Annotated in this window: 5 protein-coding genes; all 5 read right to left on the minus strand. The window is 68.0% G+C overall.

From position 1 onward, the window contains the following. Positions 1-3: 3 nt before the first annotated feature. Positions 4-2,235 (minus strand): glycogen debranching protein GlgX, encoded by a 2,232-nt coding sequence (gene glgX / locus U5760_RS14215; protein ID WP_322012568.1) that lies wholly within the window; start codon positions 2,233-2,235, stop codon positions 4-6. A 69-nt stretch (positions 2,236-2,304) separates the two neighbouring features. Further along, the gene (gene glgB, locus U5760_RS14220; protein WP_322012570.1) at positions 2,305-4,521 is read right to left on the minus strand and encodes a 1,4-alpha-glucan branching protein GlgB; all 2,217 of its coding nucleotides are present in this window, start codon (positions 4,519-4,521) and stop codon (positions 2,305-2,307) included. After that, positions 4,514-7,948, minus strand: a complete 3,435-nt coding sequence (gene treS / locus U5760_RS14225; protein ID WP_322012571.1) for a maltose alpha-D-glucosyltransferase — start codon at positions 7,946-7,948, stop codon at positions 4,514-4,516. The genes glgB and treS overlap by 8 nt, the downstream gene beginning before the upstream one ends. Continuing rightward, complete coding sequence (locus U5760_RS14230; RefSeq protein ID WP_322012573.1) at positions 7,945-11,448, minus strand: alpha-1,4-glucan--maltose-1-phosphate maltosyltransferase; 3,504 nt, start codon at positions 11,446-11,448, stop codon at positions 7,945-7,947. The genes treS and U5760_RS14230 overlap by 4 nt, the downstream gene beginning before the upstream one ends. A 244-nt stretch (positions 11,449-11,692) precedes the next feature. After that, complete coding sequence (locus U5760_RS14235; RefSeq protein ID WP_322012575.1) at positions 11,693-12,349, minus strand: DUF1345 domain-containing protein; 657 nt, start codon at positions 12,347-12,349, stop codon at positions 11,693-11,695. Positions 12,350-12,440: the final 91 nt, after the last annotated feature.

Raw genomic sequence — 12,440 nt, forward strand, 5'->3', positions numbered from 1 at the left:
TTGCTATCCGGTAGTTCCGCCGGTAGTCGCCGCAGACGATGCCGCCGCGGTGCCGGCCATCGTCCTTGGATCGGGCGGCGGCGGTGCCTCGTCGCGCAGCGCCGGCTCGTGCGCGGTCGCCTCGTGCGCGCTCTTGCGCGTGGGCCATGCGCCCAGCACCGCGATCGTGTGCGCAGCCACTTCGAAGGTGGCGCGAGGCAATCTGTGCGGCGGGTCCTCGGGGTGGGCGCTGTCGAGCAGCACGTCCCACTGCATGGACGGCGCGGGCGCCGAGAACGCGATGGCGGCGGGCGCCGCGTTCAGCATGATTAACAATACTTCTATTTCGCCGTCGAGGCCCGGCCCCGCGCGCCGCATGACGAGCGCGCGGCCTTCGGGGTCTTGCCAGGCTTCGGGCGAAAGCGGTTCGCCGCGTTCGTCGAACCAGTCGATGTCGTGCACCTCGGGCAGCACTTCGCGCTCGCCAAACAGAAAACGTGTTTCGCGCAGCAAGGGGTGATCCCGGCGCAGCGCGATGGCGCGCGCGGCGAACGCCGTCATCGCCTCGCCTTCGGGCGAGGCGGCGAGCGTCCAGTCCACCCACGAAATCTCGTTGTCCTGGCAGTAGGCATTGTTGTTGCCGCGCTGCGTGCGGCAGGCTTCGTCGCCCGCGAGCAGCATCGGCGTGCCGAGCGCGATGAAGAGCGTGGCAAGCATCGAGCGTGCCACACGGGCGCGCGTATCGACGATGGCGGGGTCGTCGGTTGCGCCTTCCACGCCCCAGTTCGCGCTCCAGTTTTCGTTGTGGCCGTCGTGGTTGTCCTCGCCGTTGGCCTCGTTATGTTTGCGATCGTATGCCACCACGTCGGCGAGCGTGAAGCCGTCGTGCGAGGTGACGAAGTTGATCGACGCCCATGGCCGCCGCTTGCGTTTGTCGAAGAGGTCCGCCGACCCCGTGAGCCGCGCGGCGAGTTCGGGCCGCTGGTGCGGGTCGCCGCGCCAGAAGCGGCGCACGCTGTCGCGAAAGCGGTCGTTCCATTCGGAGAAGCCGGGCGGATGATTGCCCAGTTGATAGCCGCCCGGACCCACGTCCCACGGTTCGGAAATCAGCTTGCATTGCGAGAGCACCGGGTCCTGGCGCAGTGCATCGAAGAAGCCGCTTCCCGGGTCGAAGCCGTGGGCCTCGCGGCCGAGCGTGACGCCCAGGTCGAAGCGAAAGCCGTCGATGCGGTAGGAGCTGGCCCAGTAGCGCAGCGAATCGGTCACCATCTGCAGTACGCGCGGATGCGAGAGGTTCAGCGTGTTGCCGACGCCCGTGTCGTTGATGAAGTGGCGCTCGTCGCCGGGCACGACGCGGTAATAGCTGGCGTTGTCGAGGCCGCGCCACGAGACCGTGGGGCCGGTTTCGCCGCCTTCGCAGGTGTGGTTGTAGACCACGTCGAGAAAGACCTCGATGCCGGCCGCGTGCAACTGGCGCACGGCAATGCGCATCATGTCGGGATCGTAGCCGCCCAGGTACGAGGGCTCCGGCGCGAAGAACGCGGCGCTGTTGTAGCCCCAGTAGTTGCGCAGGCCGCGCTCCACGAGAAAGCGTTCGTTCATGAACGCGTGCACGGGCAGCAGTTCGACGGCGGTGACGCCCAGCTTGTGCAGATGGTCGATGAAGTGCGGATTCGCGAGCCCCGCGAAAGTCCCGCGCGTATGCGCGCGAAGATCGTGGCGCAGGATCGAGATGCCGCGCAGATGCGTTTCGAAGATTACGGTCTTGCCCCAGGGCACGTGGGGGCGCACGTCCTGCGACCAGTCGAAGGTGTCGGCCACCACCATTGCCTTGGGCATGGCGGGCGCGGAGTCGCGGCGCTCCAGCGAAAGGTCGGCGCGGTTCGAATGCACGCGATAGCCGTAGAGCGTATCGGACCAGCGGAACTGGCCGACGAGTCGCCGTGCATAGGGGTCGAGCAGCAGCTTGTGCGGATTGAAGCGATGACCTTGTTGCGGCTGGTATGGGCCGTGTGCGCGCAGGCCGTATACCGTACCCGGATGCGCGCCGGGCAGGTAGCCGTGCCAGACTTCGTCGGTGCATTCCGGCAGTGTGTAACGCATGCGTTCCTTGCGCCCCGTGCGGTCGAACAGGCACACCTCGATGCGCCAGGCGTGGGCCGAAAACACGGCGAAATTGGTGCCGAGCCCGTCCCACGTCGCGCCGAGCGGCCACGGCGAACCCGGCTGCAGGCGATCGGGCATGCCGTTAGCCATGGCAGTGCCCCATTCGTTGTTCTTCGTATTGCATCGTTATCCTGATGTTCTTGTTCGGGCATGCATTCGTTATCTGCGCAGACGGAAATAGAGCGTGCCGAGCGGCGGCAGCACCAGTGCCGCCGACTGCGGCTTGCCGTGGCTGGCCACGGGTTCCGTTTCGATCTGGCCGCCGTTGCCCCGGTTCGAGCCGCCGTAGATCGCGGCGTCCGTGTTCACGACCTCTTCCCACTGGCCCGGTTGCGGCATGCCGATGCGGTAGCCCTCGCGCGGCACAGGCGTGAAGTTGCACACCGCCACGATCTCGCGGCCCGAGCCGTCCACGCGCCGCCACGCGAGCACGCTGTTTTCGCTGTCGTCGGCCACGAGCCATTCGAAGCCGCCCGGCTCCGCGTCCAGCACGTGGAGCGCCGGCTCGGCCGTGTACAGGCCGTTCAGATCGCGCACCAGCGTTTGCACGCCGCGGTGCAGCGGGTCGTCCAGCAGATGCCAGTGCGGCGTGCCGTCGTGATCGAACTCCGCGAGCTGGCCGAACTCGCCGCCCATGAAGAGCAGCTTCTTGCCCGGATGCGCCCACATGAAGCCCAGATACGCGCGCAGATTCGCGAAGCGCTGCCAGCGGTCGCCGGGCATCTTGCCGAGCAGCGACCCCTTGCCGTGCACGACTTCGTCGTGCGAGAGCGGCAGCACGAAGCGCTCCGACCACGCATAGACCATGGCGAACGTCATTTCGTGATGGTGATAGCGGCGGTGGATCGGGTCTTCGTGCATGTAGCGCAGCGTGTCGTGCATCCAGCCCATGTTCCACTTGAACTGGAAGCCGAGGCCGCCGTCTTCGGGCCGCGCGCTCACGCCGGGCCACGCTGTCGATTCCTCGGCCACGGTGATGACGCCGGGCCGCTGCGGTACGTATTGCGTTTCGTGGTTCAGGCGCTTGAGAAAAGCAATCGATTCGAGGTTCTCGCGCCCGCCGTAGATATTCGGCACCCACTCGCCGGCATTGCGCGAGTAGTCGCGGTACAGCATGGAGGCCACCGCGTCCACGCGCAGGCCATCGACGTGATAGCGCAGGAGCCACGCAAGCGCCGACGCGATCAGGAACGCGCTCACCTCGCGACGGCCGAGGTTGTAGATCATCGTGTTCCAGTCGGGGTGATAACCTTCGCGGGGATCGGCGTGCTCGTAGAGCGCGGTGCCGTCGAAGTCGATAAGGCCGTGCGCGTCGTTCGGGAAATGCGCGGGCACCCAGTCGAGTATCACGCCGAGCCCGGCTTCGTGGGCGCGGTCCACGAACGCCGCGAAGTCGAGCGGCGAGCCGAGGCGCGCCGTGGGCGCGAACTGCGAGAGCGGCTGGTAGCCCCACGATCCGCCGAACGGGTGCTCGGCCACCGGCATCAGTTCGAGATGCGTGAAGCCCATCCCTTGTGCGTAGGGGATCAGGCGTTCGGCGAGCGCGGTCCAGTCGGGTGCCGCTGCGTCGGCCCCTTGGGCCGGTAGCCACGAGGGCGCATGCACTTCGTAGATCGAGAGCGCGCTGCGCGCGCTCTGCCGTTCGCCGCGCGTTTGCAGCCAGTCGTGATCGCGCCAGGCGTAGTGGTCGAGGGCTTCGACGGGGGCGACGACCGAGGCCGTGGCGGGCGGACTTTCGGTCTGCAGGGCACAGGGGTCGGCCTTGAGCGGCAGCACCTCGCCGCGCGCGCCGAGGATCTCGTACTTGTAGCGCGCGCCCGCGGCCACGCGCGGAATGAAGAGCTCCCAGACGCCGGCCTCGAAGCGCAGCCGCATGGGATGGCGGCGGCCGTCCCATGCGTTGAAATCGCCGACCACGGAAACGCGTCGCGCGTTCGGCGCCCACACGGCAAAGCGCACACCGGGCACGCCGTCCCATTCCAGCGGCCGCGCGCCCAGGCATTCGAGCACGGCATACGGATCGCCGTCGGCGAGCCGGCGTAGTGCTTCCTCCGAAAGCTGCGGACCGAATGCATAGGGATCCTCTATTTCCTGCACCACGCCTTGCCAGTCGATTTCGAGCCGGTACGGCACGGATTCGGCAACCGGGCCTGCGAACAGGCCCGCCGGGTGAACGCGCGTGAGTTCGGCCAGCGTATGGGCCCGATCGCGCGCGAGCACCCGGACCTGCGTGGCGTTGGGCAGCCACGCGCGCACGTAGGGCGTGCCGTCGATCACGTGCGGGCCCAGCACGGCAAACGGGTCCGCGTGGCGGGCGCCGGCGAGGGCGTCGATATCGTCTGGAGAGAGGCCGGCATCGCTCGCGTGGTCAGCCATGGGCGCCTCCTGCGGGATGCGAGCCCGTCGGTCCCAGCACGCGGCTCGCGAGCGCGGCGAGCCCGCGTATCGGCAGGCCGAGCCACGAGGGGCGGTTCGCCGCCTCATAGCGGATCTCGTAGGCCGCTTTCTCGATCAGGAAGAGGTCGAGCAGCGCCTGCTCGTGCGAGGCGCTCACGAGCGGATGCGGGGCATCCGTGACGGCGGCGCGATAGTGGCTGAGGAACGCCTCGACGGCATTCGCGCGAAAACGCTCGAAGAGCGTGCGCTTGCGGTCGGCTGTCTGTTGCGGTGCGCTTTCGGTGGTCGATTGCGCGGCGGCGCCCGCATACGAGAGCGAGCGCAGCAGGCCTGCGACGTCGCGCAAGGGGCACGCCTTCGCGCGGCGGTACGAGAGCGCCCGCGCGGGTTCGCCTTCGAAGTCGATCAGGTACGCGTCGCCTTGCGCGAGCAGCACCTGACCCAGATGGAAGTCGCCATGGATGCGAATGCGCCACGCGGTGGAATCGAGCGGCACGCGATGCGTAACGGCATCGATCAGCGCGTCGCGCCGCGCGAGCAGGCCGAGCGCGAGTTCGCGGCTGTCGTCGTCGAGCGTGTGCGCATTGCCCGACGTATGGCGTTCGAGAATATCGAGTGCTTCGATCAGCATGGTTTTCGTGTCGTCGATCCAGTGGCGCACGTCGTCGCGCGTCGCTTCCACGGGCGCGAACGCGGGGTCGTCGGTGGGCGTGGCGAGTGCCGCGTGCAATTCGCCCAGCCGCCGGCCGATGGTGCCGATCACTGCGCTGTAACTCTGCATCGCTTCTTCCTCGTGGGCCTGATCGGCGGCGCCGTCGTCCACGGCGAGCGCCAGTTCGTCGACCGCGCGCCGCAGATAGTCGAGCGCCCAGTCCCACGCGTCGCCCTGGTTGTCGATATAACCTTGCAGGATGGCGAGCGTGTGCGGCACGCCGGCCGGATCGACGCGCACCACTTCGCCATAGAGCGGCGCCGTGTTCGCGTAGCCGAGGCGCGTGAGATAGCGCGACATTTCCACTTCGGGATGCACGCCGGGCATGAGGTGGCGCACGAGCTTGAGCACGAGCGCTTCGGCGATCACGAGCGAGCTGTTGCTCTGCTCGGCGGCGAGCCAGCGGATCTCGGGCGCTTCGCCCAGGTCGAGCGTGTCGAGCCTTTCGGTGGGCCGGAAGTGGATCACGCTCTGCTGCACCGTGGTCACGGCCGCGCGTTCGCGCAGCTTGTGCAGCACGCCATAGGCGAACCACGGCAGCGAGAACGCGTCGGTGAGGTAGCCGATGGTGCGGCCGCGGCGCACGCGCGAGAGCGCGAGCTGGATATGCAGCGGCGTCGTCGTATCGGTGCCCCAGGTGATCGCGATGGGCAGTACGTAGCGCTCGCTCGTGCCGTCGCCAAGCTCGGCTTCGATTTCGGTGAAGGCGAAGCCCGCGCCGTGGATGGTGGTGAGCGCAGCGAGGCGCACCGCTTTCAGCGGCTTGTCCTTCGAGGCGAACCAGCGCCGCCGCGAGAGCCACGAGGGCAGCACTTCCGATTCGAGCAGGCGCACGTTTTCGGGTGTCGGCCCCGCCTGCCCCTCGCGGATCACCACGGTAACGAATTCGGGCAACTGCTCGGACGCGGGCTGGCTCCATGCCGGGCGCTGGCTGCTCGAGCACAGCAGGAACCACAGGAATCCGTACGGTGGGAACGTGAGCAGATAGGGCAACTGGCCGATGGGCGGAAAAACGGAATCCGCCGTCATTTCGATGGGCGCCGTGCCCGCGTATTCGGAAAGATCGAGTTCGACGGCCTGCGGCGCGCGCGAGAGATTCGCCACGCACAGGATGGGCGCCTCGCCCGGCATCTCGCGCAGGTACGCGAGGATCTTGCGGTTGGCGGGACGCAGGAAACGGATCGTGCCGCGGCCGAACGCCTGCTTCGCGCGGCGCGTGGCGAGCATGCGCCGCGTCCAGTTGAGCAGCGAATGCGGATCGCGGTTCTGCGCCTCTACGTTGATCGCGTCGTAGCCGTAGAGCGAGCCCATGAGCGGCGGCAGCACGAGCTGTTCGGGGTCGGCGCGCGAGAAGCCGCCGTTGCGGTCCGAGGACCATTGCATCGGCGTGCGCACGCCGTCGCGGTCGCCCAGGTGAATGTTGTCGCCCATGCCGAGTTCGTCGCCGTAGTAGATGACCGGCGTGCCGGGCATGGAGAGCAGCAGCGAGTTGATGAGCTCGATGCGGCGGCGGTCGCGCTCCATGAGGGGCGCGAGACGGCGCCGTATGCCGAGGTTCAGGCGCGCGCGCCGGTCGCTCGCATAGGTGTTCCAGAGATAGTCGCGCTCGGAGTCGGTGACCATTTCCAGCGTGAGTTCGTCGTGGTTGCGCAGGAAGATCGCCCACTGGCAGCTAGCGGGCAGATCCGGCGTCTGCTTCATGATGTCGATGATCGGGAAGCGGTCCTCGCTCGCGATCGCCATGTAGAGGCGCGGCATGAGCGGGAAATGGAACGCCATGTGGCATTCGTCTTCGTTGCCGAAGTACTCCTGCACGTCTTCGGGCCACTGGTTCGCCTCGGCCAGCAGCATGCGGTTGGGGTAGTGCGCGTCGATGGTCGCGCGGATCTGCTTGAGGATCGCGTGGGTCTCCGGCAGGTTCTCGTTGTTGGTGCCCTCGCGCTCCACCAGATACGGCACGGCATCGAGCCGCAGCCCGTCGATACCCATGTCGAGCCAGAAGCGCATGATCTGCAGCACTTCGCGCAGCACGGCCGGATTGTCGAAGTTCAGGTCGGGCTGGTGCGAGTAGAAGCGGTGCCAGTAGTACGCGCCCGCCACCGGGTCGTGGGTCCAGTTCGAAGGCTCGGTGTCGATGAAGATGATGCGCGTGCCCGCGTATTTCGCATCGGTATCGGACCACACGTAGTAGTTGCGGTGATTCGAGCCGGGCTTCGCGCGGCGCGCGCGCTGGAACCACGGATGCTGGTCGGACGTGTGGTTGATGACGAGCTCCGTGATCACGCGGATGCCGCGCGCGTGCGCTTCCTGAATGAAGCGGCGCACGTCGGCGAGCTGGCCGTAGTCGGGGTGCACGTTGCGGTAGTCGGCGATGTCGTAGCCGTCGTCGCGGCGCGGCGACGGGTAGAACGGCAGCAGCCAGATAGCGGTCACGCCGAGTCCCGCGATGTAGTCGAGCTTTGCGAAGAGGCCCGCGAAGTCGCCCACGCCGTCGTTGTTCGCGTCGTAGAACGACTTCACGTGCACCTGGTAGATGATGGCGTCCTTGTACCAGTGCGGGTCGTCGGTGAGCAGCGAGGCTTTGCCGCGCCGCTGCGCCGCCGTCGTGCCGTGCCCGCCTTCGTGCGGGTCGTGCTCGCCGGGCGTGCCGGTTTCGGGTTCGTGCGGTTGCTGGGAGGCGGGATCGCGTTTCATGTCGCTCCTCCGGGCGGAAAGTCCTCGTCGAATTCGGGGTGACCCGCCACGCGCGTTTCGTCCGTTTCAGGCGGCGGCTCCTCGCGCGGCAGGCCGCGCGCGGGTTCGATGCGCCAGATCGCAAAAGGCCGCGCGTGCGGGTCGAGGCGCACGTGCTGCCAGCGGCCCTGCCACGCAAAGCGCTCGCCGGTGAGTTCGTCGGTGACAGCAAGCGGCGCGCCGTCGTCGATGCGCCAGTGCTGGAAAGTCTGCCAGGGCAGCTCGAAATCCGCGCCCTGTTCGCCCCACGGATCGAGGTTGATCGCCACGATCACCACGTTTTCGCGCGAGGGCGTGGCCTTCTCGAAGCACAGAATCCACTCGTTGCGCGCTTCGAGGAAGGTGATGCCCAGATGCGTTTGCAAGGCCGGATTCGCGCGCCGCACGCGGTTGAGCGCGGCGATCTCCGCGACGATGTTGCCGTGCCGGTTCCAGTCCCATGCGCGCAGCTGGTATTTTTCGGAGTCCAGATATTCTTCGCTGTTGGGCAATGCGCGGCCCTCGCAGAGCTCGAACCCGCAATAGACGCCCCACAGGCCGGAGAGCGTCGCGGCCAGCGCCGCGCGGATCAGGAAGCTCGCGCGCGCGCTGGTTTGCAGATGGCGCGGATTGATGTCGGGCGTGTTGACGAAGAAGTTCGGGCGGTAGAAGTCGCGCACCGGCGTTTGCGTCAGTTCCGTGAGGTAGTCGGTGAAGTCGCGCTTGCTTTCGCGCCATGTGAAATACGTGTACGACTGCGAGAAGCCGAGCTTGGCGAGCCGGTACATGAGGCGCGGCCGCGTGAAGGCCTCGGAAAGAAAGATCACGTCGGGATGGCGCGCGCGCACGTCGGCGATCATCCACTCCCAGAACGGCAGCGGTTTCGTGTGCGGATTGTCCACGCGGAAGATGCGCACGCCCGTGTCCACCCAGAACAGGATCGCATCGCGCAGCGCGAGCCAGAGCTCGGGCTTGGAATCGTGCGCGTAGAACTCGGGGTTCACGATGTCCTGGTACTTCTTCGGCGGATTTTCCGCGTAGCGCAGCGTGCCGTCCGGGCGCCACGCGAACCAGCCGGGATGCGCCTTCAGCCACGGGTGATCGGGCGAGCACTGGACCGCGAAGTCGAGCGCGATTTCGAGGCCGTGCGCGTGCGCAGCGGCCAGCATGCGGCAGAAGTCTTCGAGCGTGCCCAGTTCCGGATGGATGGCCGTGTGGCCGCCTTCGGCCGCGCCGATCGCATAGGGGCTGCCCACGTCGCCGGGCTGCGCGTTGAGCGCGTTGTTGCGGCCCTTGCGGTTCGCGAGGCCGATGGGGTGGATCGGCGGGAAATACAGCACGTCGAAGCCCATGTCGCGGATGCGCGGCAGCTTCGCGATCACGTCGTCGAAGGTGCCGTGGCGGCTTTCGTCGTCGCTCATGGAGCGCGGGAAGATTTCGTACCAGCTCGCGAAGCGCGCGGCGCTGCGTTCGGCGTCCACGCGCCGCACGTGTTCGTCGCGCGAGAGGAACGGGCGGTGATGCGCGGCGCGCACGGCCGCCGCCGTGGCCGGCGCGGCGAGCAGCGCGCAGCGCGTGTCGGTGTCGGCGCCCACGAAGCGGTGCACGATGGCATCGAGCGCGGCGCAGGTGCGCGCGTGGACGGCGCCGGCTTCGTCGGGCGCGTCGGAGGTTTCGGCGCACGCGAGCACGAGCGCGAAGAGGCGGCTCGCTTCTTCCATCTCCAGATCGACGCTCTGGTTCGCCGCGCGTTTTTTCTGCACGTGATCGGCGAGCGAGGCGAAGTCGTCGCGCCACGCGATCACCGCGTATTCGTAGCGGCCCACGCGCTCGAGCGGGAAGTGGCCGCTCCACATGTCGGTGCCCGCGGGCTGCACGGGGGTCATCGGCGACTCGTGCCAGGCCGTTTCGTCGGCGGCGCGCCAGAGCACGGCGGCGTCGATGCGGTCGTGGCCGTCGGCGAAGATCGCCGCGCGCACCTCCACGCGCTCGCCCACGGTGCGCTTGGCCACGAAGCGGCCTTCGTCGACGGAAGGCGTCACGCTTTCGATGGCGATGCGCGGCGCGGCGAGCGCTTCCACGACGCTCTTGTGACCGCTCGTGCGCGATTTCGCAATGTCTTCGGGCGGCGCGAGCACCACCGGGGGCGTCGCAAGCGCGCGGAACATCCAGCAGGCGCCTGCGGGCAGCGTGAACGCCTCGGGCACGGCGCTCGCGTCGCGCGGCATGCCCGTGCGCGCGCCAGGCAGCGTCTCGGCGTCGAGCGGCGTGAAACGCGTGAAGCCGCCGGGCGTGCCGTCAAGAAGGCGCGCCATGTTCACGCGCACGGGCGCGGCGAGCGCGGGGTTGACGAGCGTGAGCACGGCGTCGTCCGCATCGCGCAGATCGGCGCGGTCGCCGCGCAGCACGGCCATGATGGGGGCGCCCGGGCCGTTCAGCGCACGCAGCTCGCCGTTGGTCTGCAGCGTCCAGGTTTCGCGCTGCAAGGCGTTGGCGTGCGCAATCTCGGCAGAAAGATCGAATGGGGAGTGCGCTTGCGCTTCCTTGTACGCCACCGCGCTGCCGCCGCTGTGGGTCACCGCTTCGGCAATGCCGTACTCGAAACCCATCGGCACGAGCCAGCCGGTGCCGAACGCCGCCGCGGCGCGCAGCATGCGCCGGTAGGCGCGCTCGACCGCGCGCGCGTCCGTGGCGCCTTCCTGGTCGTGCGCGTAGCGCGTGCCGTAGGGCGCCTCGGGAAACGTCACGGGCGAGCCCACGCGGCGCAGCACTTCATGCTCTTCCACGAACCAGCTCGAAGAGAAGTCCCACCAGCGCAGCGACGAGAACGCGGCGTCGAAGCCCGCGCCTTCGAGGCGCGCGATTTCGGTGCGCGCGAGGCCGGGTGTGGCGGCCAGCCAGCGCGTGTGGCGCTGGCGCTCGCGCACGACGTCGAAGATGCCGTGCAGCACGTCCGCAGGCACGCGGTGCGGCGAGTCGATGCGAAAGCCGCCCAGCCCCGCCTGCACCAGTTCGATCATGCGCTGCGACCACCAGGCGGCGAGCGGGGCGGCCGCGCGTTCGAAATCGGCATAGGCGACGTTGGCCTCGCGATGGCCGTGGCGCGGGTCGAGCCGCGCGTCCTCGGGCTCGAACGGATGGAACCATTCGGCATGCGCGGCGTAGAGCGCGCCGTCGGCGGCTGAGCGGTCGAGCGTGAGGTCGGCGAGCAGGGTGAGGCCGTGTTCGCGCGCAGCGTCCACGAGGGTGCGCAACGCTTCGTCGGCGGATTGCGACGTTTCGAAGACCGGGTGAAGGCGTGCGTGATCGGCGACGATGCGGCCGTCGCCGGAGGAGCCGGGCGCGAACAGCGCCCCGATCAGCACATGGTCGAAGCCGAGCGAGGCCGCGTGGGCAAAGCAGGCAGGCCACGCGTCGAGCGGCCCGACGAGGACGGAATGGACGAAGTAGATCCGCGGCGCATAGGCGTGTGGAGGTTCCATCGATCGTATTCCCGATGCGTCGGGCAGCGGGGATGCGCTTTCGCGCGATCACGTCGCCCGGAGGGTGCCGGAGCCGCGGCGTGGGTTGCTACTGCGCCCGCGGCGGCGCGTCCTGTTCAATGTAGTGCAAGAGCAGGCCGGAACCAAACCGCGAACGTCGTAGGGCTCTTGGGCGGACATTCAGCAAGGGGCATGCCCAGCGATGGGGCAGCGGCCGCCCCGCGGGCGGGAGGGAAGGTGGGGCCTAGCCGCCGACCATGCCGGCCGCGATGTTCACGCACAGGCCCAGCACGGCGACGTTGAAGTAGAACGAAAGAATGGACTGCGCGAGCACGCTGCGGCGCGCGCTGCGCCCGCGCATGCCCACGTCGGCGGTTTGCGAGGCCACGGCGATGGTGAACGAAAAGTACAGGAAATCCCAGTAATTCGGCGCAAGCTCGCGGTCGGGAAAGACGAGCGCGGGCGCTGCGGGATCGGACCCGTAGAACACGCGCGCGTAATGAAGCGTGAAGATGGTGGGGATGAGGAACCAGGCGCCGATCAGCGTGAGGCCAGTAATGGCCGAATGCAGCACTTTCGAAGCGATGCCGAGGTCCTTCGTGGTGCCGAGCTCCAGCACGATCGCCACGATGCTCGCCACCGTGGCCGTGCAGATCACGAAGAGCACCGCGCCCGCGTTTTCGTCTTCGCGCTGGGCGTTGCTGCGCACGCTCTCTTCGGAGGCGAAGGCCATGTGAATCCAGATCAGCACGAGGTAGACCCAGATCGCCGCGTCCCAGCCCAGCAGCACGCGTGCCGTGGGTTTGAGCGCGGCGGGAGAGAGGAAGCCCACCGCGAATCCGGCCAGCGCCCCGAGCACCATGTACGGACGATTGCGTAACACCTGAGGATAGAGATTCATGTCGTCGTGAGTGTGACAAAACATCGGGCACACGCCGGCTGCGGCGATTCTGGCGTGCGTTTTATGCCATGCATTATGGCAACGGGTTTGT

Source organism: Paraburkholderia sp. J12 (assembly GCF_905220215.1).
Lineage (GTDB): Bacteria > Pseudomonadota > Gammaproteobacteria > Burkholderiales > Burkholderiaceae > Paraburkholderia.